Annotated in this window: 24 protein-coding genes; 16 read left to right on the forward strand and 8 right to left on the reverse strand. The window is 60.9% G+C overall.

Annotated features, from left to right (window positions below):
* Positions 1–12 precede the first annotated feature (12 nt).
* A complete protein-coding gene (locus ACFKSJ_RS01885) occupies positions 13–582 on the forward strand; it encodes an endonuclease dU (protein ID WP_440950581.1) in 570 nt (189 codons plus the stop codon).
* Here the strand turns inward: ACFKSJ_RS01885 and ACFKSJ_RS01890 are convergent.
* The 3 genes from ACFKSJ_RS01890 to ACFKSJ_RS01900 all read right to left on the reverse strand — a co-directional run bounded on the left by ACFKSJ_RS01890 (position 539) and on the right by ACFKSJ_RS01900 (position 1,741).
* On the reverse strand, positions 539–1,045 hold the full coding sequence (locus ACFKSJ_RS01890; protein WP_440950582.1) for a hypothetical protein: 507 nt from the start codon (positions 1,043–1,045) through the stop codon (positions 539–541). The two genes, ACFKSJ_RS01885 and ACFKSJ_RS01890, sit on opposite strands and share 44 nt — an antisense overlap.
* Positions 1,046–1,158: 113 nt before the next feature.
* Positions 1,159–1,497, reverse strand: a complete 339-nt coding sequence (locus ACFKSJ_RS01895) for a helix-turn-helix transcriptional regulator (RefSeq protein WP_440950583.1) — start codon at positions 1,495–1,497, stop codon at positions 1,159–1,161.
* A gap of 10 nt (positions 1,498–1,507) precedes the next feature.
* The gene (locus ACFKSJ_RS01900; RefSeq protein WP_440950584.1) at positions 1,508–1,741 is read right to left on the reverse strand and encodes an LSM domain-containing protein; all 234 of its coding nucleotides are present in this window, start codon (positions 1,739–1,741) and stop codon (positions 1,508–1,510) included.
* Between the two features lie 184 nt (positions 1,742–1,925).
* On the opposite strand from ACFKSJ_RS01900, the gene ACFKSJ_RS01905 reads away from it, so the two are divergent.
* On the forward strand, positions 1,926–3,299 hold the full coding sequence (locus tag ACFKSJ_RS01905) for a right-handed parallel beta-helix repeat-containing protein (protein ID WP_440950585.1): 1,374 nt from the start codon (positions 1,926–1,928) through the stop codon (positions 3,297–3,299).
* Positions 3,300–3,415: 116 nt separating this feature from the next.
* Positions 3,416–3,997: a flavodoxin family protein gene (locus ACFKSJ_RS01910; protein ID WP_440950586.1), complete on the forward strand. Its 582-nt coding sequence runs from the start codon at positions 3,416–3,418 to the stop codon at positions 3,995–3,997.
* Between the two features lie 41 nt (positions 3,998–4,038).
* Here ACFKSJ_RS01910 and ACFKSJ_RS01915 read toward each other — a convergent pair whose 3' ends face one another.
* From ACFKSJ_RS01915 to cobT, 4 genes are read right to left on the reverse strand one after another with little or no spacing between them, the layout of a single operon-like run.
* On the reverse strand, positions 4,039–5,235 hold the full coding sequence (locus tag ACFKSJ_RS01915; RefSeq protein ID WP_440950587.1) for a TraB/GumN family protein: 1,197 nt from the start codon (positions 5,233–5,235) through the stop codon (positions 4,039–4,041).
* On the reverse strand, positions 5,228–5,803 hold the full coding sequence (locus tag ACFKSJ_RS01920) for a YkgJ family cysteine cluster protein (protein WP_440950588.1): 576 nt from the start codon (positions 5,801–5,803) through the stop codon (positions 5,228–5,230). The genes ACFKSJ_RS01915 and ACFKSJ_RS01920 overlap by 8 nt, the downstream gene beginning before the upstream one ends.
* Positions 5,793–6,350, reverse strand: coding sequence for a GMP synthase subunit A (locus ACFKSJ_RS01925; RefSeq protein ID WP_440950589.1), 558 nt, complete (start codon positions 6,348–6,350; stop codon positions 5,793–5,795). Before ACFKSJ_RS01925 ends, ACFKSJ_RS01920 begins: the two co-directional genes overlap by 11 nt.
* A gap of 36 nt (positions 6,351–6,386) precedes the next feature.
* Positions 6,387–7,397, reverse strand: a complete 1,011-nt coding sequence (gene cobT / locus ACFKSJ_RS01930; RefSeq protein ID WP_440950590.1) for a nicotinate mononucleotide-dependent phosphoribosyltransferase CobT — start codon at positions 7,395–7,397, stop codon at positions 6,387–6,389.
* Positions 7,398–7,440: 43 nt separating this feature from the next.
* On the opposite strand from cobT, the gene ACFKSJ_RS01935 reads away from it, so the two are divergent.
* Genes ACFKSJ_RS01935 through ACFKSJ_RS01945 form a run of 3 tightly spaced genes read left to right on the forward strand, consistent with a single transcriptional unit; the run spans position 7,441 to position 9,505 of the window.
* Positions 7,441–7,875, forward strand: a complete 435-nt coding sequence (locus ACFKSJ_RS01935; protein ID WP_440950591.1) for a phosphatidylglycerophosphatase A — start codon at positions 7,441–7,443, stop codon at positions 7,873–7,875.
* Entirely contained in the window at positions 7,842–8,597 is a 756-nt protein-coding gene (gene cobS / locus ACFKSJ_RS01940) for an adenosylcobinamide-GDP ribazoletransferase (RefSeq protein ID WP_440950592.1), read from the forward strand. The genes ACFKSJ_RS01935 and cobS overlap by 34 nt, the downstream gene beginning before the upstream one ends.
* A gap of 38 nt (positions 8,598–8,635) precedes the next feature.
* Complete coding sequence (locus ACFKSJ_RS01945; RefSeq protein WP_440950593.1) at positions 8,636–9,505, forward strand: 4Fe-4S binding protein; 870 nt, start codon at positions 8,636–8,638, stop codon at positions 9,503–9,505.
* A gap of 38 nt (positions 9,506–9,543) precedes the next feature.
* Here the strand turns inward: ACFKSJ_RS01945 and ACFKSJ_RS01950 are convergent, their stop codons facing one another.
* Positions 9,544–9,840 carry a hypothetical protein gene (locus ACFKSJ_RS01950; RefSeq protein WP_440950594.1) on the reverse strand — a complete coding sequence of 99 codons (297 nt, stop codon included), beginning with the start codon at positions 9,838–9,840 and terminating at the stop codon, positions 9,544–9,546.
* A gap of 177 nt (positions 9,841–10,017) precedes the next feature.
* On the opposite strand from ACFKSJ_RS01950, the gene tuf reads away from it, so the two are divergent.
* The 10 genes from tuf to ACFKSJ_RS02000 all read left to right on the forward strand — a co-directional run bounded on the left by tuf (position 10,018) and on the right by ACFKSJ_RS02000 (position 17,978).
* Positions 10,018–11,298, forward strand: coding sequence for a translation elongation factor EF-1 subunit alpha (gene tuf, locus ACFKSJ_RS01955; RefSeq protein WP_440950595.1), 1,281 nt, complete (start codon positions 10,018–10,020; stop codon positions 11,296–11,298).
* 25 nt (positions 11,299–11,323) lie between these two features.
* Positions 11,324–11,632, forward strand: a complete 309-nt coding sequence (rpsJ, locus tag ACFKSJ_RS01960) for a 30S ribosomal protein S10 (RefSeq protein WP_440950596.1) — start codon at positions 11,324–11,326, stop codon at positions 11,630–11,632.
* Between the two features lie 9 nt (positions 11,633–11,641).
* Entirely contained in the window at positions 11,642–13,468 is a 1,827-nt protein-coding gene (locus ACFKSJ_RS01965) for a flippase activity-associated protein Agl23 (protein WP_440950597.1), read from the forward strand.
* Between the two features lie 157 nt (positions 13,469–13,625).
* Positions 13,626–14,276, forward strand: coding sequence for a MarC family protein (locus tag ACFKSJ_RS01970; RefSeq protein WP_440950598.1), 651 nt, complete (start codon positions 13,626–13,628; stop codon positions 14,274–14,276).
* The gene (locus ACFKSJ_RS01975) at positions 14,276–14,476 is read left to right on the forward strand and encodes a hypothetical protein (RefSeq protein ID WP_440950599.1); all 201 of its coding nucleotides are present in this window, start codon (positions 14,276–14,278) and stop codon (positions 14,474–14,476) included. The genes ACFKSJ_RS01970 and ACFKSJ_RS01975 overlap by 1 nt, the downstream gene beginning before the upstream one ends.
* Entirely contained in the window at positions 14,476–15,231 is a 756-nt protein-coding gene (locus ACFKSJ_RS01980) for a carbon-nitrogen hydrolase family protein (protein ID WP_440950600.1), read from the forward strand. The genes ACFKSJ_RS01975 and ACFKSJ_RS01980 overlap by 1 nt, the downstream gene beginning before the upstream one ends.
* Positions 15,155–15,979, forward strand: coding sequence for a metal-dependent hydrolase (locus ACFKSJ_RS01985; protein WP_440950601.1), 825 nt, complete (start codon positions 15,155–15,157; stop codon positions 15,977–15,979). Before ACFKSJ_RS01980 ends, ACFKSJ_RS01985 begins: the two co-directional genes overlap by 77 nt.
* Positions 15,980–16,016: 37 nt before the next feature.
* Complete coding sequence (gene thrC / locus ACFKSJ_RS01990) at positions 16,017–17,222, forward strand: threonine synthase (RefSeq protein ID WP_440950602.1); 1,206 nt, start codon at positions 16,017–16,019, stop codon at positions 17,220–17,222.
* A gap of 8 nt (positions 17,223–17,230) precedes the next feature.
* Positions 17,231–17,794: a DUF5803 family protein gene (locus ACFKSJ_RS01995; protein ID WP_440950603.1), complete on the forward strand. Its 564-nt coding sequence runs from the start codon at positions 17,231–17,233 to the stop codon at positions 17,792–17,794.
* Between the two features lie 55 nt (positions 17,795–17,849).
* Entirely contained in the window at positions 17,850–17,978 is a 129-nt protein-coding gene (locus ACFKSJ_RS02000; protein ID WP_440951437.1) for a hypothetical protein, read from the forward strand.
* Positions 17,979–18,006: the final 28 nt, after the last annotated feature.

Genomic DNA, 18,006 nt, shown 5'->3' on the forward strand with positions numbered 1-18,006 from the left:
ATAAGTCCTTGCATGCACCTCGGAAAGAAGGGGCTCAGGGTGGCCGGGATCGCAGAGAGTTTCTCCTGCTCCGCCCGGTCGACCCTGGCCTGCGTGGTGATGCGCAGAGACCTCCGGATCGACGGGGCCGCCTTCGGTTCGGTCACGGTCGGCGGCATGGATGCGACCGGGTCGATCATCGACCTGATCGGGGACCTGCACCGAAAGGATCTGAACCTGGTGATGATCAGCGGATGCGTGATCGCCTGGTTCAATGTCCTCGACCCGGAGGCGATCAGCCGGGCCACCGGCCTTCCGGTGATCGCGGTCACGTACGAGGCGTCAGAGGGGCTGGAGAACGAGATCGAAAGCCATTTCCCCGGAGATCGTGCCCGGCTCGAACTGTATCGCAACCTCGGTGAGCGGACGGCATTTCCCCTCTCCACCGGGGAGCGTATCTATCTCCGGCTTGCCGGCATCGGTCTTCATGAGGCCGGGTTCATCTGCGACCGGTTCACCCTCGACGGACGGGTTCCCGAACCCCTTCGGGTCGCACGACTCATGGCGCGAGCGCTGATGCGCGGAACCGGCTCCGCGAGATGATCCGGCCCCCCGCCTTTTCGATCACATCGATCCGGACCATGTCGTTCGGAAAGAACGTCCGGTCGGTGAGATCGATCGACATCATCTGGTTGAAACACCATCCGCTGTCTTTGCACCCCTCGCCGCCGATCCACTGTACCCCGTTATGGACCGTGCTGATGAACTGGTTGCCGTTCATGGTCCCGATCACCGCCGGCAGCTGCTGCTCGTTCCGGTAGAAGACCGCTCTCAGGCCCGTATTGTCGAGCCGCTTCTCCCCTTTATAGATCAGGATGACCCGGCTGTCATAGTTCAGGCGACCGGTCTCGTCGTCGTAGTGCCTGACCCCGGTGATCTGGATCACCGACGGGGTCATGTCGAACAGATTCGGGAAGATGCCGAAGAACAGGAGTGCAACTAAAAGGATCGTCAGCGCCACCATCAGGATGGTTCCAACCGGGTTTGAGACCGCATCATCGGTCATCGAATACCTGCCCGATGGTGAGCTTGATGGAATCCCCGATAAAGCTTATGAAATGAATTTCAGGAGATCATCCCGGAGGGATGATCGCCTCTCGCCTGGAGAGAAAAAATGGGTTATTCCTTGAACTCTGCGATGGCGAGTTGATACATCCAGTCGACCAGCAACGGGCACTGGTCGACCACGCACTCGAGGTCGCAGGCGATGCAGGGGATCAATTCTTCCCCGGCAAGGAGCAGGTTGGGATCGACCGGGTTTCGCTTGGCCTTCAATACGAAGGTCTTGATCCCGTCCTTACGATATTCGAGCCGTTCGATCAGTTCGTCATCGAGCAGTTTCTTTACGATACGCGAACATTTTCTGCTGTCCACCCCGAGGAGCTTCCAGAGCTCACTCTGCAGTACCCCATCAGGATTTGACTGTATCAGTTTCAGGGCGTCTTCAACAGATTCCATGATCGCTCACTCATACCATCGGTGCAATCGTCAGAATGTTGTTGCCCCTGATCACCACAGTGCCGAGGTTCCGCTTCTGGCCGGCATTCAACTCGATGGTCTCATCCATATGGATGTTCAGATACTCATCCACCGCAACGAGTCTCCCCTCCAATATGCGCCCCTCGTCCTTGATCTCGACTGAGATCTTTGTATCAACGAGAGCAAAAACCTTCTTTATGGGTAAGACGATACCGTTAACCATTTTCACCTATATCGTGATGTAACTTAATTAAAGTTTCTATCTGGTCGTGGATTCGGTCCGGTTGGGGCCGGGGTCCGGTGCTGAACCATGCCGGTTTTCCCCCTGGCACGAACACATATGACCTCATGGCGCCAAGATCTGATCAGAGATCCGGGCAGTCGGCCCTGATGCCCGCGGGACGATGATGACCATGAATACAGAACGACGATGGGACAGGATTGGCGTGGCCGTAGTGGTACTCCTGCTGATTACGGGTGTGCTGGTCTATGCCTACACCCATCGCCATGCCGCACCGCCCACCCCAGTCCCCGCACCACCCACCGCGACCACCCCCGCTGTCCCGGCCGGGGCGCTGGCGGTCGCGGCCGGCGACAGCAGTGAGGCGGAGAAGCAGACGGCGGTGTACCAGTGTGACGGTGTCGACGATCAGGCCGAGATAGCCGCGGCTCTCGCGGCGGTCCCGACGGATGGAGGGATCGTCGTCCTTCTCGGAGGCACCTTCCATATCACCGACGAGATCGTGTTGCCGACAGGCACCACCCTGCTCGGCCAGGGGCCGGACCGGACCACCATCGAGGTGACCGGCTACTACAAGCCGCTCATCCTCTCCAACAACAACTGCACGCTCGGCGGGTTCAAACTGATCAACCGCGGTTTCGTGCTGGTCACCGGGAGTCACAGTACGGTTCACAACATCACCGCGACCACGTTCCAGACAGGGGACGCTGAAGCGAACGGTGCGTTCTTTGTCTTTGCAAAGAACCGGGTCGTCGAGGATGTCGAGTTTCGGAACTGCATCGCGGTGGATTGCGGGATCCATGGATTCAATGTGAACGGGGATGGGGCGCCCAAGACAACAAAGAACCTGCGCTATATCGACTGTTCGGCGATCCGGTGCGGGAACGCAGACTCCAGCGCGGTCTGGACCACCGGGTTCGATTTCCACGAGTCCAACGACCTGATCGGTCTCCGGGTGATCCGGTGCCTGGCAGAGGACAACTGGGAGTCGGGATTCCACTTCGAGCCCGGGGGACAGGTGACCCCGCGGACCCAGTCTGAGGATATCGTGATGGAGGACTGCATCAGCAAAGACAACGGACAGCGGAACACGCTGCCTGAGAGTTTCTTCAAGTCCGGGTACTTCATCCACCGGACGGCGGTCCTGACCAACTGCACCTCCATCAACAACCAGAACTGCGGGTTCTGGACCTGGGGAGGGGATGCGGTCACCTTCAACAACTGCACCGACGACGGCTCTGCGAACGCCTTCAGCGTCGGCAGGACGAGCGAGGAGATCACCTACAATAACTGTGTCAGTACGAACGCTACAAAGCGGGGGATCTACTCGTTCGCGGCGACGAAGATCGCCTTCAACAACTTCAGTCTGGTGACCCCGAAGAACGCGACCGGCTCGATCTCGCTCGGGTACCGGGACGGGGACGCCGAAAAGCAGTACCCGGTCACCGACTGCACCTTCGATGTCACCTGCACCGGTGTCGACCCGGCCACGGTCGTGATGGAGAAGGATACCCTTCGTAATACCATGAACATCCGCTGACCCTGGCTTGCACCGGAGAACCTTCAACCGGTTTTCGGTGGTCACGTTACTCTTTTAACTCTCCATGCTCACAGTATCCCGCCAGGGGGACCCCCTGGGTTACCGAGGAGAGACGAATGAACGTTATTGCATTCAATGCCAGTCCGCGAAAGGACGGGAACACCCGGCGGTTGATCGACTATGCGCTCGCTGAGATCGAGAAGGAAGGGATCGAGACCGAGGTGGTGAACATCGGTCGAAAGAAGGTGCACGGGTGTATCGCCTGCATGAAGTGCTTCGAGAACCAGGACAGGCGGTGCATCTTCGACGACGACCTGATCAACGTATGCATCGAGAAGATGGCAGCGGCAGACGGGATCATCATCGCCTCGCCGACGTACTTCTCTGACATGACCCCCGAGGCGAAGGCCCTGATCGACCGGGCCGGGTATGTATCGATTGCCAACGGCAACCTCCTCTCGCGGAAGGTGGGGGCCGGCATCAGTGTTGCGCGGAGGGCCGGTGCCGTGACCACGGTCGACTCGATCAACCATTTCTTTGGGATCAATGACATGTTCACGGTTGGGTCCACCTACTGGAACGTCGGTTTCGGACTGGAGATGGGCGACGTGGAGAGCGATGTCGAGGGGATCCGGACGATGCAGCGGCTCGGTCAGAACATGGCATGGCTGGTGAAGAAGATAGCCGGCCAGCCCTGAAACCAGGACGAACTCTATTTTTTTAAAAAAGGATGATCCGGTCAGACCAGCATGGTGAGCCAGTGCCAGAAGTTGGTCATCCCCTGGCCGAGCATCACGCTCGGATCGATCCCGAGTGCCGGGAAGATCAGGATGAAGTAGGCGAAGGTCCCGATCGTCGAGCCGACGTTTGCCAGGGCCGCGACCATCACCACCCGGAAGAGCGCGTTCTTCCGCATCTCGCCGAAGGACTCTGCCTCGAAGATCTTATGCAGGTCCTGTTTTGTCGGCTTTCTGATCTTCGCCTCGACGATCGCCGAGAACCAGCCGGCGGCGAGGATCGGGTTCAGGGCCGTATACCCTGAGATCACAAACCCGGTCAGAGCCGAGAGCGGATGGCCGCCTGCAGCCAGGGTGAAGACGGCGGTCAGCACCCCGTGCAGGATCACCCAGTACAGCAGTGCCCATAGCAGCACGTTGAACCCGACGCCTGAGAAGATGATCGTGACCAGCATGAAGGCGAACATCAGGATCATCGCGATCCCGATGATCTTCCCCCATGGTCGTGACTTCACCTGCACGGTCAGGTCGGCTATCGGCGGAAGGGATGCCGGGTTGAGCAGGTACCGCTCGATACCCTGCCGGTGGCCGGCGCCGATGACGGCCAGCACCCGCTCGAACCGCCCGGAGAGGATGATCAACTGGTGGGCGAGGTAGGCATCCCGTTCATCGATCAGGGCCTTCGCCCCGTTCGGTGAGAAACTTCTGAACTCCTCGAGTGCCGCCGAGATCACATCCTGCTGCTTCAGGGACTCGACATCGATCTCCCCCTGGTCGACCCCGATGAGCGAGGCGCCGAGGGCGTAGATCATCTTGCACTTCTCCCAGACGGACATGCCGCCCCAGAACCGCTGGAGGGTGATCCGGATGTCCCGGTCGATCAGCCCGATCTGCACCCCGCGTTCCTCTGCGGCCTCGATCGCGGCTTTCATCTCTGCGCCCGGCTCGACCCCGACGTCCATCCCGATCTTGCGCTGGATGTACCCGAGCACCCACTGGATCAGCAACTGGTTGAAGTTGCCACCTTTCAGGATGTCGCCGACCTCCGGCTCTTCACCCTGCTTCTTCAGGCCGGCGTACCGGCCCGGGTCGAGCTCGACTGCGATCACGTCCGGCGTGAACGCATCGATCTCGGCCAGCACCTCGTCGACGCTCTCCTGCGATACATGGGCTGTTCCGATCAGCCGAATCTCACCCATCGAGCACCTTCATACCTTCACCATCGATCACAACGGAATGTCCCGCAGGAATTGCTGCATCTCTGTAGATCTCTCTCACTTTCATCTCTTCCAGTTCTTCGGCATCTCTTCGCCCGAGCAGGTCGTCGGCCAGGGCCCGGTCGTCATCGTTCACTGGCCGGCTGCACCCGTACCCGCTGCACTCCGAGCTGATCAGCCGGTCCCCGTCCAGCATGAACGGGTAGGTCCTGCAGATCCAGGGCCTGTGCGGATGGATCGTGCACCGGTCGCTCTCTGCAAAGATGCACCGTCCCTCCCTCCGCCGGAGCGCCCATTCAAAGGTATACGTTCCCCCATCGGCGGTGGTCATCTGCTCGGGGAACGGCTCGACGACCTGGTCCCAGGGAAGACCGGTCGCCTGGATGATCGTCCTGATCTCCGGCGGCGCCACGATCACCAGGCTCGCGTCCACCCCGGCACCCTGGCAGCAGGCCCCGCACCGGGTGCAGGTGAATCCGGACTCTGCGATCGCAGCCGCGTATCGTTCCCGGTCCAGATCCCTCCTGCAGGACACAGTCTTATCCTTCACGGGTGACCTGGTCGAAGTTCTGATAGACGACCCTGCCGTCCAGGCTGTGGCTCACCTCGGGATGCCACTGCACCCCGTAGATCCGCATCTTTGGGCATGCGATCGCCTCGGCCTGGCAGATCGGGGAGTGGGCGAGCCGGTTGAAGCCGGCCGGGATGACCGATACCTCGTCTTGGTGCGAGGCCCAGACCTCGACCGTGTCCGGGTAGCCGGCGAGGATCGTATCGTGGTCCTCGATCGTCACCTCGACGGCCCCGTACCCGCCGCTCCTGCCCGGGGTCACAGTGCCGCCGAACCTGGTCGCGATCACGTGCAGCCCGAGGCAGACACCGAGCACCGGCAGCCCCAGGTCGAGGTAGGCCGCACAGTTGCCGGTCCGTTCGATCGAGGGGCCGCCGCCGAGGATCAGCCCTCTGCACCCGTCCCTGACCTCCTCGGGAGGGGTGGTGTTCTGGACCATCTTTGTATCGATATCGAGGTCGCGAAGCATCCGTACGATCAGATGGTTGAACTGCCCAAAGTTATTGACTACAAAGATGGGAAGCATTGCAGAAGGGTTGATGGTGCCGGGTAATAGCCTTTCTCACCGGTACACCATCACGGTGCTGAGGATCTGCTGCCTGATCGCTTCGGGGGTGTGGCCGAGCAGGGCCGCGAGCAGCATCGCACCGCCGGCACCCATCCCCTCCTTCACCTCGCCGATGCAGTACCTGGCCAGCCCGGGATGGCCGAGCGTGGCGAATCCGGGGTCCACGTAGAAGACCTTCGCCCCGATCTCTCTGGCCAGCGCATCGATGTTGGCACTGGGATCCCGCCGGACGTACTCGGTCGTGGCCAGGAACGGTACCGGCAGGTCGAGCCCTCTGAGGACGGCCGCCACCGCTAGCATCTGGGTGCCGCCGGCCAGGACCAGCGTCCCTGTATACGTCCCGACGATCCCGACCGCCACCGCCATCATCGGGTCCCCGGTCGCCCTGATCATGTCGAACGGCGCCGTGACCGACCCGGCCTTCAGCCGTTCTGAGACGGCGCTCCAGACCGCCTCCTTCTGAGAGACCGGGTTCTGTGCGAAACTGCTGCTGACCGAGGCCTCGTACCCGAGGCCGCGGAGCACGCAGAGCGCGGTCGTGGTCCCGCCGGGGACGCACTCCCCGAGGACCAGCAGGTCGCTGACCGAGGAGAGGAACTCCCCGACCCGCGCCCCGGCCTCCCTCAGCCGGTCGGCATCAGGGACGGCGTCCCCGTATCGCGGATCCGCCCCGGGCTCGCCGTACACGTCCAGGCAGGGGACGGGGGGTCTGGTGGTGAGCCCTGCATTGATGAAGAGCGGGGTCAGGCCGGCGAGGGTCATCATCGCCCTGGTGATCGAGGCCGGGGTCGGGCAGCCGCTCGGGGTGTCGGAGGTGCCGGCCATCGACCTGATCTTGCCGTAGGTGATCAGCTCCGCGTCCAGCCCCGGGGTCAGCACCGTCTTCGCCGGCGACGGCCCTGCCCCTGAAATGCCCCTGACCGTGCTGAGCATCGTATTTCCGAGAATGCCGGCAAAGAGTGGACGTTTGAACGAAAAAGACGGAATATCACTGAGGAAACCCATATCGATCTCTATAAGAGACAGATCAATAAATAACACAGGTATCATGTTTGAGATCGAAGAGAGGCTGGCGGCGAAGGGGATAACGCTCGATGCCGTCGTGGCCGCAGGGATGGAGCTGTACGTCTCCCACGGCATGGACCGGGACGCGGCCGCATCACGTCTTTTGGAACTGATCGAGAAGGCCCTGACCGATCCGAACATCTCCTCCCTGCTGCTCGGTGCGATCCTGCTTGAGGACGAACTGTACGTGAAGCGGAAGGACTCTGAGATCAGGGACGACCCGGTCTTTCTCCTCTCTGATGAGATCATCGGGATGGCCATCGCCGAGTGTATCAGCGGGACCTATGCCCGGTTCGAGTTCACCCGGTACGACCAGAAGAAGCCGGGTATCCTCGGGACGCTCGGGCCGTTCCTCGATGATGCGGTAGCAGGGCTGATTGCGGGGTGTACGTCACGCCTGTACAGCGAAAGTTCCTAGGCCCGGTCCTGGCCCTGCTCCAGTTCTGCACGGTCCTCCCTCTCGGAGCACCGCAGGACTTCGAGCAGTTCGGCCGGCGGTCGTACCTGTACCCGATCGCAGGATACGTGACCGGCGGGATCGCCGGCGGGGTCGCGTTCCTGATCCCCGACCCCTCGATCCGGGCCGCCGTCGCCCTGGCCGCCCTGCTGCTGGTCACCGGGTGCAACCACCTGGACGGTCTCCTGGACTTCGGGGACGGGCTGATGGCCCATGGGTCAAGGGAGAAGCGGGTGCAGGCGCTGACCGACCGGCAGATCGGGGCCGGCGGGGTGGCGATGGGGGTGACCGTGCTGCTGCTCGCGTACTCGGCGCTCGTCTCGGTGCCGCACCTCTTCTGGGTGGTCCTCGCCGCCGAGGTCTTCGCGAAGTACGCGATGGCCGCCCTGACCGCCTGGGGGAAGCCGTTTCGCGAGGGGATCCAGAGTTATCTGCACGGGTTCTCAAAGCCGGCCTTTCCGGTCTATGCGGCAGTCTTCTGCCTCCCCCTGCTGCTGACCCCGATCGGGTGGACCGGGCTTGCGGCTGCAGCCGGGGCGACGCTGGCGGCCCTCGCCCTGATGCTCCTGCTGGCCCGCCGGCTCTTCGGCGGCGTGAACGGGGACGTGGTCGGGGCGACCGGGATGATCACCTTCGCCCTGGTGCTGGTCGTCCTCGCCCTGGCCGGCACCGGTGCCGCATGATATACCCTTTTTTAGGATGAACTCTGTTATGATCCTAGATGGAGAAACCAAACGGTGTACACCGCAAGGGCGGTGCGATCACAGAGATTGATCCCGGTCTCTGTACCGTACGGACACGGATCCCTGCCGGAGAACTCACCCTCGACCAGCTGCGCGGCATCACCCGGATCGCCAAAAAGTACGGGGCCGAAGGTGTGCACCTGACGACCCGCCAGACGATCGAGATCCCTCACCTGAAGCCGGCCGATCTCGAGAAGATCGCAGCTGACCTGAAGAAGAACACCACACCCCTCGGGGCCGAGCATGACGAGGTGGTGAACATCGTCGCCTGTCCGGGAACCGACCGGTGCAAGTATGCGAATGTGGACACGATCGCACTCGCCCGTGCCCTCGACGAGCGGTTCTTTGGCAGGGAGGAGCCGATGAAGGTCCGGATCACCCTCACGGCCTGCCCGAACGGGTGCAACAACGCCCTGCTGAACGAGATCGGGATCATCGGCCGCGTTCTGCCAGAACGCATCCCCGGGATCTGCACTGGCTGCGGGAGCTGTGTGGAGTACTGCAGAGAGGGTGCCATCAGGATCAAGAACGGGATCTCCGTGCTCAACCCTGATACCTGCATCCAGTGTGGAATCTGCGTCAAGTCCTGTCCTTTTGATGTGATCAAAGCAGTCCACCGCCATTACCAGATCCGGGTCGGCGGTCGATCAGGCCGGCATCCGAAGATCGGACAGGAACTGGTGCTGGTCGAAAGAGAAGAACAGGTGGTCGAGGTGGTCGAAAAGATCCTGTACTGGATCTACCGGCGTGGACGGGCTAAAGGACTGCTCGCCGAGCAGCTCGATGAGATGGATTTTGCGAAACTCAAAGCAGAGGTCCAGCAGGCCTTCCCTGCATTTACCGGGTGATTGAAGGCAAAAATGAGATCTTCCGGGGACGGGCTTTTTCAGTACCGGGGCTGAAACCCTGTCCCGTCATCGTCATCGCATTCGATGGCAGATCCGTCGCGCACATAGGTGTTGAACATCAACGCTGCGTTCATAAGATTCTCATCAGGGGCCATCCCACGCCGGATCTCCTTAAATGCCTGGGATTGCGGGGTGGAAATCACCCGTCTTCCGACCCGGACCCCTGTGCAGTGCCTGCAGTAGGCACAGTCGCTGTACGCGGAGACGAGCCCCTGTCCGCAGGCAACCTTTGCAGATCCCTTTACCTGATCCTTCTGCAGTTCAAGTGTCTTCATCGGAGAAGTGTTATCAGGTTATCAGATAATATCATGTCGTTCTTTTACCGATTCTCTGGAGATCTGCGAAATGATCCCCATGCGACAGATTTTATATAGATGAGTTTCAAATAAAGTATACTCGCATAAACCAGACGGTATGCTGAAGATCCTATATTTGACTGGAGGGAAATATTAATGGCAACTGACAAGCCTCACATGAATCTGGCCGTTATTGGACATATCGACCATGGAAAGTCAACCACTGTAGGACGGTTGATGTTTGAGACCGGTGCTGTACCGGCGCATATCATTGAGAACTTCCGTAAGGAAGCAGAGTCAAAGGGGAAGGGTTCCTTTGAGTTTGCATGGGTTATGGACAACCTGAAGGAAGAGCGTGAGCGGGGTATCACCATCGATATCGCTCACAAGCGGTTCGACACTGCAAAGTTCTACTTCACCGTCGTCGACTGCCCCGGCCACCGGGACTTCGTCAAGAACATGATCACCGGCGCATCCCAGGCAGACGCAGCCATTCTCGTGGTTGCAGCACCTGATGGTGTGATGGAGCAGACCAAGGAGCACGTCTTCCTGGCCCGGACGCTCGGCATCACCCAGCTGGTCATCGCTGTCAACAAGATGGACGCGGTCAACTACGACCAGAAGCGCTTCGACGAGGTCAAGAAGGAACTGACCCAGCTGATCGGCATGGTCGGATACAAGGCAGCAGACATCCTGTTTATCCCGATGTCCTCGTTCAAGGGCGTCAACATCGCCAAGAAGTCGCCCGAGACTCCATGGTACAATGGCCCGACACTTCTTGAGGCACTCGACACCTTCAAGGAACCGGAAAAACCCACAGACAAGCCATTCAGACTCCCAATTCAGGACGTCTACTCGATCAGCGGTATCGGCACGGTGCCGGTCGGCCGTATCGAGACCGGTATCATGAAGAAGGGGATGAAGGTCTCGTTCATGCCGGCCAACAAGGACGGAGAAATCAAGTCCATTGAGATGCACCACGAAGAACAGCCACAGGCGCTCCCAGGCGACAACGTCGGGTTCAACGTCCGTGGTGTCGGCAAGAACGATATCCGCCGTGGTGATGTCTGCGGTCCCGCAGATGTGCCACCAACCGTCGCAGACGAGTTCACCGCACAGATCGTTGTGCTCCAGCACCCAAGCGCAATCACCGTCGGGTACACCCCGGTCTTCCACTGCCACACCGCACAGATCGCCTGCACCTTCGTCGAGCTGAAGAAGAAACTCGACCCACGCTCAGGCCAGACCAAAGAGGAGAACCCAACATTCCTGAAGAGCGGCGACGCAGCCATTGTTCAGATCAAGCCGTCGAGACCGATGGTCATCGAGAGTGTTAAGGAGATCCCGCAGCTCGGCAGGTTCGCCATCCGTGATATGGGTACGACGATCGCAGCCGGCATGTGCATTGCGGTCCAGCCAAAGCAGATGATCAGATAAATTATATTTTTTGGGTGACAGGATTATGCAAAAAGCCAGAATACGCCTGACAGGCACTGACTTCAATAAAGTAGAGATGGTCTGTGATAAGATTCGCGAGATTGCTGAGCGGACTGGTGTCAATCTGGCAGGTCCAATCCCTCTCCCGACAAAGCGTCTCGTTGTTCCTATCCGTAAGAGTCCGGATGGCGAAGGAACCGCAACCTGGGACCGCTGGCAGATGCGAGTCCACAAGCGCCTGATAGATATGGATGCAGATGAGCGTGCCCTTCGGCAGCTGATGCGCATTCAGGTGCCCAAGGATATCGGCATCGAGATTGTACTCGAGAGCTGAAGGTGCGGCGTGTCTGCCGCTGATTTTTCTTCAACGGTCAAAAAAATTCTCTCATTTGAGAGCATTTTTTTACTTGTTGTTCTGCTAACGGCCTTTTTACGATTCTATCAGCTTGACTTCAAGCTCTTTCACCACGACGAAGCAATTCACGCATGGTTTGCGTACGAACTGCTCACCAAAGGTACGTACGTCTACGACCCGATGTACCACGGGCCACTGCTCTATTATCTCACGACCGCGATGTTCCGCGTCTTCGGGGATACCGACCTGGTCGGCCGTCTCTTCCCGGCGCTGCTCGGCACGCTGATCGTTCCGCTGGTCTATGCCGTGTACCGACTCGGGTACCTGGACAAACGCCAGACGATCGTCGCGGGGCTGCTCGTCGCCATCTCTCCGGACATGATCTACTTCTCCCGGTTCCTCCGGCAGGACATGTTCATGCTCTTCTTCACGATGCTGCTGGTCGTCTCCCTTCTCTTCTACTTTGAGAAAGGGCAGACCCGATACGCACTCGCTGCAGCAGTGGCAGCGGCCGGAGGGCTCTGTCTGAAGGAGGAGATGCCGCTCGTCTTGATCTTCATCGGGCTCTTCTTCCTGTACATGATCATTCGGAAGCGGTTTGTGCTTCCCCCCAGCTGGAAGGTAGACCTGGTCCTCGGGATCGTGGTGATCGCAGGGATCATGAGCGTGCTGTACTCGGCGTTCGGGATGCACTGGGACACCCTCTGGACCGGCCCGTTCAAGGCGATCGAGCACTGGCTCGCGATGCATGAGCAGCAGCGGCTCGGAGGACCCTGGTTCTTCTATATCCTCCTCTTCGGCCTCTACGAGGTGCCGATCTTCGGGCTCGCGATCATATCGATCGCCGGCTATGTCGCTGTACGCGGGAACTCGCGGGTTGTATCGATCCTGAAGCGGGAGCCCTTAGCCGAACAGCCGGCTCTGCGGGTCCGGGACCGGCGGGACGATTTCTTCGTCCTGTCGCTCTGGTGGATGATCTGTTCGATGGCGATGTACGCTTATATCGGTGAGAAGGTGCCCTGGCTGATCGTCCAGCAGCTGCTGCCGATGTGCTTTGTCGCGTCCTACCTCTTCCGGGAGGCACGGTCGGGCGACCGGCTGGCCCTCCAGGGATCCGGGACGACCCCGACATGGGGCCCCGGCACCATCATCGGGATCGTGATCGTAGCGGCAGTATCGCTGCTCGGGATGGGGGTCACGTTGATGAAGGCCCTCGCCGGCCACGAACTGGTGCTGACGCTGATCGTTCCGTTCGTCGTGCTGATCCTCGTTGCGGGGTTCCTGTACCAGAACCGGGACCGGGTCGCAGCACCGGTCAGAAAGGCACAGGGTGTCGTGACCAGCCTGCTTCCGATTGTTGCGATCCTGCTCTTCGGGGTGCTGCTGGTCGGGATGACCCACCATGTGGCCTACAGCCCCACCGACATCAGCGAACCGATCGTGCAGGTCCAGAACTCGGAGGACCTGCGTGGCCTCTTCCAGGAGCTCGATGCTTCGAACAAGACGGTGATCGCCTCGGCCAACTACTGGCCGTTGCCCTGGTACTACCGCGGCGACAAGTGGAATACGATCACCTTCTATGGGGCGAAGGTGGCCGATACCCAGATCTATCAGGGGGACTTCGACCTGGCCATCGTCAACTCGGCCGATTCGTACCCGTATCTTGCAGGGTACAAGAAGGAGACCATCCATCTGAACTACTGGTTCTCATACTATGACAACCAGAACCGGCTGCTCGACTACTACATGCAGCGGGACGGGAAACTCGGGTCGATGGACCTCGACATATTCACCAAGATCAGACCCCTCTCCTGATTTTTTTTTATCCGGTTCACCCGTAAGGGGGAAGCGGATACGAGAAGAATCTGAAAGATTCTTCGAATAGTGTGAACGCACCATCCCTGATCAATCCTCTTGCAGGGGAAGCGGATTCTTCAGTATCTTAATATAGGCTCCGAGCAGAATATCCCCCATGACAGGGGATATTCTGACGTTTGCGCTGCTCAGTCTCTCCTCGATCTTCATCATCGTCAACCCGCTCTCCTCGACCCTGCTCTACGTCTCGCTGACCGGCACCCTCGATCACGAGGTCCAGATGCGAATCGCAACAGAAGCGGCGAAGTACGCCCTCGCGATCCTGGTCATCTTCGCCCTGCTCGGCGGGGTGATCCTGCAGCTCTTCGGCATCACGCTCGAGGCCTTCCGGATCGCCGGCGGGATCCTGCTCTTTGTGATCGGGATGGAGATGGTCTATGCCAGGAACTCTCGGTCCAAGATGACGGCCACCGAGAAGTATGAAGGGATCGATGCCGAGGACGTCTCGGTGATGCCGCTCGCCATCCCGATGATCGCCGGCCCCGGAGCGATCACCACCTCGATCGTGCTGATGAACGAGGCCAAAGGATTCGGTCCCCTGGCCTATCTGATCGTGATCGTCTCCATCGTTCTGACGATCGGCGTCACCTATTATATGATGCGAAACGCAGATTATATTGTGAAACGGATAGGCCAGCGCGAGTTTCGGGCAGTCAACCGGTTGATGGGGATGCTGCTGATCGCAATAGCCGTGCAGTTTGTGATCATCGGTCTCAAGACCGCTTTTCCGACGCTGGCTGGTGTCTGATGGAGTGGGATCGCCAGTCCCTCGGGATGCTGCTGGTGGGCGGGAGCATCACCGGTGCCGGGGTGCTGATCGCCCTCTGGCTTCTTGGGGTCAGGTTCTCGTACGTTCCGATCCTGCTGATCGCCCTGGTGGTGCTGGTCGTCATCGGGGCGGCCGTGCTGATCGTCAGTGACTATCAAGCGACACGGACCGGACCGTGATGAGGGAAGCCCTGGTTGCAGCCGGCCAGCTCGCCCCCTGCTGGGGAGATCCTGACCGGACACTTCACAAGGTCGGCAGGGCTGCGGCCGAGGCGGCAGCGGCCGGTGCCGTTCTGCTCGCCCTGCCAGAGCAGGTGCTGACCGGTTGGGACCCGCTGCATGCCCCGTTCCTGGAGGAGGAGGACGGTCCGCTCGTCGGTTCCCTGCAGGAGATCGCAGCCGAACATCATATCGGGATCCTCGGCTCGGTACAGCAGAAGGCCGACCCGATGCCGACGAACACGGCGGTGATGATCGATGCGGACGGGACAGTGCTCGCCCGGTACGCGAAGATGCACCCGTTCGCCCCCGGTGGGGAGGACCTCCACTATGCCGGAGGGGCCGGCATCAGCACCTTCTCGATGGCAGGGCTTCGTTTCGGGATCGCGATCTGTTATGACCTCCGGTTCGGCGACCTCTTCGCCCGGTACGCAGCGGCCGGGGTCGACGCCATGCTGGTCCCTGCGGCCTGGCCCTGCTCCCGGATCGAGCACTGGGAACGTTTTCTCCGGTTGCGGGCAGAGGAGCAGGGGTTCTTTATGATCGGGATCAACACGGCCGGCGTGACCACGCCGGTGGACCGGTACTGCGGCCGCTCGATGATCGTGGACCCGGCCGGCACCGTGCTGGCCTTTGCAGATGAGACCGAACAGGTACTGTACGCAGCGGTCCGCTCTGCCGGGCAGCACGGCCGGCTTCCAGCCTCCGGACGGTGATCCCGCCGTGCGGGGTGACCAGCATGTGCTCATCAGTCTCTTCAGCGGCGGGGTGCTGCTCGCCCCCTGGCTGACGGTCCTCGACCCGGTGACCGTGCTGGTGCTGCTGGTCAGCCTCTTCATCGGTTCCCTGGCCCCGGACGCCGACGCCCCGGATGCCGCCATCTTCCATACCCGGATCGCCGGGCTGCGGGGAATCACCGGGTGGGCGGCCAACACGGTGGCCCGGTTCCTCCCCTTCTTCGGGTACCTGATCCGGTACTTCGAGTACTACCCGCTCTCGGCCGCCCTCTGGGTCGCCTCGCTCGGCCGGTACCAGGACGAGCACCGGGGCCTGCTCCACTCGCTGGTCGGGGTCCTGCTGATCACGCTGCTGACCGCCGGCTACCTGGAGGTCATCTCCGGGCTGGTCTCCTGGTCCCACCTGGACCTGCTCCCGGTCGCCGCCGGCGGCTTCCTGGCCGGGTGCCTCCTCCACCTGATCGAGGACTCCTGCACCCCCCGGGGCGTGGCTTGGCTCTTTCCGTTCTGTTCGGTCCGGGTCCGCGGCAGGATCACCACCGGGTTCTCAGATTCGCGGCCCCAGGTCTTCACCCTCCTGCTGATGGCGGCCGGCTGGGGAATGCTCCTCTGGCCGCGGTATGCCGGCTGGGGGATCGCACAGATGCAGCAGACCGGCCCCGTCCTGCTGGCTGTTCTCTGGGCGACCTTTCTGGCCTTCTCGGGGGTCAGCCTCCGGCGCCGGTAACGACCCCATTATCTAGCTGGAAAACGCATAGATAGCCATGTACCGTCTCGTGTGTGTTCATTGTGGTGCAGTCTATACTCCGGACCAGATCCTGTACAACTGCAGAAGCTGCGGACACCTGCTTGCAGTCCAGTACGACCTGGACACCATCTCTGTTGACCGCAATACCTGGAACCAGCGGCCGCTCTCTGTCTGGCGGTATCGTGAACTGCTGCCGGTCACCGGCGAGCCGGTGACGCTGCAGGAGGGGGGTACGCCGCTCTATCACCTCAAGAAACTCGGAGAGGAGATGGGGCTCCCGCACCTCTACGCCAAGCACGAGGGGATGAACCCGTCCGGTTCGTTCAAGGACCGGGGGATGACCGTCGGGGTCTCAATGGCCATCCAGCTCGGGATGAAGAGTGTGGCCTGCGCCAGCACCGGGAACACCTCCGCGAGCCTGGCGGTCTACGGGGCCAAGGCCGGGATCCTGGCAGTGGTTTTGCTGCCGGCCGGCAAGGTCGCGATCGGCAAGGTCGCCCAGGCCCTGATGCACGGGGCGAAGGTGATCTCGATTCGGGGCAACTTCGACCGGGCTCTGGAGATGGTCCACGAGCTCTGTCTGAGCGAGGGGATCTACCTCTTGAACTCGATCAACCCGTATCGGCTTGAAGGGCAGAAGACGATCGGTTTCGAGGTGATCGACCAGCTCGGCGAGGTGCCGGACCGGTTCGTCCTCCCGGTCGGCAACGCCGGGAACATCTCGGCGGTCTACAAGGGGCTTCGAGAATTTGAATCGCTCGGGTTCATCGACCGCCTGCCGATGATGACCGGGATCCAGGCCGCGGGGTCGGCTCCGGTGGTCCGGGCCATCCGCGAAGGGCTCCCCATCGTCGAGGCCGAGATGTCCCCTGAGACGGTCGCGACGGCGATCAGGATCGGGGCGCCGGTGAACGCCGAGAAGGCGCTGGTCGCCATCCGGGAGACCGGCGGCACGGCAGAGTCGGTGACCGATGAGGAGATCCTCTGCATGCAGCGCGACCTGGCACGGAAAGAGGGGATCGGTGTGGAGCCGGCCTCGGCCGCCTCGGTCGCAGGGATACGGAAACTGGCTGAGCAGGGGATGCTTGATCGGGACGAGACGATCGTCTGCGTGGTGACCGGACACCTCCTCAAAGATCCGGAATCGGTGATACGACAATGCGAACCCCCGATCGAGATCGACGCGGACCTGCAGTCCCTGCTCGCTGTCCTGCAGCGCTGATAGGGTTGATGGCACTGCTGCTGCTCGCTGCAGTTATGCCTGCAGGAGCGGCAGCCGTCTTCACCATCGCCGAGAACGGTACCGCGTACTCGGCCGTCATCGATATCAACCAGACCGATACCTATCCGTTCATGGAGACCGGCGTCCTCGGCGAGCAGATCCCTGCCGAGGTGACCGAGGTCCGCCTGTACAATGCCTCGGGGAACGTCTCGTTTCAGAAGGACCAGACCGGGATCACCTTTCCAAAGGGGAACTATACCATCTCGTACAACGGGACCATCAAGGATGCTCACCTCCTCCTGTCCCTGCCGGACCTGACCGCTGCGGATGTGCACCTGCCGGCAGCGCTCGATGTCAGGAACCCGTTTATGGGCCAGATCAATCCGGGCGGGAAGGTCAGTGTCGACGACCAGGGACGGGTCAGTATCCACTGGGACCGGACCGGCTATATCGAGGTCAGGTTCTATGATCCGACCAGGGAGTCGATCCTCTACCTGTTCGCCAATATCTGGGGGGTGGTCGCCATCGTGTTGTTGACCCCGTATCTCCTGATGCGGCGGAGATCGCGCTGATCCGAACGCTCATTGCGCACCCTTTATCGGCCCCTGACCCCCACCTCTTTTTCACATGGAAGCGGTCGCCAGCTCCATCGAGTTCCAGATGTCTCTCCTCCTCTTTCTCGCCCTGGCAGGCTACCTGATCGCGGCGAAGATCCACCAGTCAGCCGTGGTCGGGGAGATGCGGGGACAGGTTTAATACCCGGCAGCGCATCCTCTGTCGCGGG

The organism is Methanosphaerula subterraneus, from assembly GCF_052055875.1.
GTDB lineage: Archaea > Halobacteriota > Methanomicrobia > Methanomicrobiales > Methanospirillaceae > Methanosphaerula > Methanosphaerula subterraneus.

Excerpts from the sequence above, each read along its gene's own strand:
- ACFKSJ_RS01885 (WP_440950581.1), top strand. The coding sequence starts at position 13 with ATGCACCTCGGAAAGAAGGGGCTCAGGGTGGCCGGGATCGCAGAGAGT.
- ACFKSJ_RS01890 (WP_440950582.1), bottom strand. The coding sequence starts at position 1,045 with ATGACCGATGATGCGGTCTCAAACCCGGTTGGAACCATCCTGATGGTG.
- ACFKSJ_RS01895 (WP_440950583.1), bottom strand. The coding sequence starts at position 1,497 with ATGGAATCTGTTGAAGACGCCCTGAAACTGATACAGTCAAATCCTGAT.
- ACFKSJ_RS01900 (WP_440950584.1), bottom strand. The coding sequence starts at position 1,741 with ATGGTTAACGGTATCGTCTTACCCATAAAGAAGGTTTTTGCTCTCGTT.
- ACFKSJ_RS01905 (WP_440950585.1), top strand. The coding sequence starts at position 1,926 with ATGACCATGAATACAGAACGACGATGGGACAGGATTGGCGTGGCCGTA.
- ACFKSJ_RS01910 (WP_440950586.1), top strand. The coding sequence starts at position 3,416 with ATGAACGTTATTGCATTCAATGCCAGTCCGCGAAAGGACGGGAACACC.
- ACFKSJ_RS01915 (WP_440950587.1), bottom strand. The coding sequence starts at position 5,235 with ATGGGTGAGATTCGGCTGATCGGAACAGCCCATGTATCGCAGGAGAGC.
- ACFKSJ_RS01925 (WP_440950589.1), bottom strand. The coding sequence starts at position 6,350 with ATGCTTCCCATCTTTGTAGTCAATAACTTTGGGCAGTTCAACCATCTG.
- cobT (WP_440950590.1), bottom strand. The coding sequence starts at position 7,397 with ATGGGTTTCCTCAGTGATATTCCGTCTTTTTCGTTCAAACGTCCACTC.
- ACFKSJ_RS01935 (WP_440950591.1), top strand. The coding sequence starts at position 7,441 with ATGTTTGAGATCGAAGAGAGGCTGGCGGCGAAGGGGATAACGCTCGAT.
- ACFKSJ_RS01945 (WP_440950593.1), top strand. The coding sequence starts at position 8,636 with ATGGAGAAACCAAACGGTGTACACCGCAAGGGCGGTGCGATCACAGAG.
- ACFKSJ_RS01950 (WP_440950594.1), bottom strand. The coding sequence starts at position 9,840 with ATGAAGACACTTGAACTGCAGAAGGATCAGGTAAAGGGATCTGCAAAG.
- tuf (WP_440950595.1), top strand. The coding sequence starts at position 10,018 with ATGGCAACTGACAAGCCTCACATGAATCTGGCCGTTATTGGACATATC.
- rpsJ (WP_440950596.1), top strand. The coding sequence starts at position 11,324 with ATGCAAAAAGCCAGAATACGCCTGACAGGCACTGACTTCAATAAAGTA.
- ACFKSJ_RS01970 (WP_440950598.1), top strand. The coding sequence starts at position 13,626 with ATGACAGGGGATATTCTGACGTTTGCGCTGCTCAGTCTCTCCTCGATC.
- ACFKSJ_RS01975 (WP_440950599.1), top strand. The coding sequence starts at position 14,276 with ATGGAGTGGGATCGCCAGTCCCTCGGGATGCTGCTGGTGGGCGGGAGC.
- ACFKSJ_RS01980 (WP_440950600.1), top strand. The coding sequence starts at position 14,476 with ATGAGGGAAGCCCTGGTTGCAGCCGGCCAGCTCGCCCCCTGCTGGGGA.
- ACFKSJ_RS01985 (WP_440950601.1), top strand. The coding sequence starts at position 15,155 with ATGAGACCGAACAGGTACTGTACGCAGCGGTCCGCTCTGCCGGGCAGC.
- thrC (WP_440950602.1), top strand. The coding sequence starts at position 16,017 with ATGTACCGTCTCGTGTGTGTTCATTGTGGTGCAGTCTATACTCCGGAC.
- ACFKSJ_RS01995 (WP_440950603.1), top strand. The coding sequence starts at position 17,231 with ATGGCACTGCTGCTGCTCGCTGCAGTTATGCCTGCAGGAGCGGCAGCC.
- ACFKSJ_RS02000 (WP_440951437.1), top strand. The coding sequence starts at position 17,850 with ATGGAAGCGGTCGCCAGCTCCATCGAGTTCCAGATGTCTCTCCTCCTC.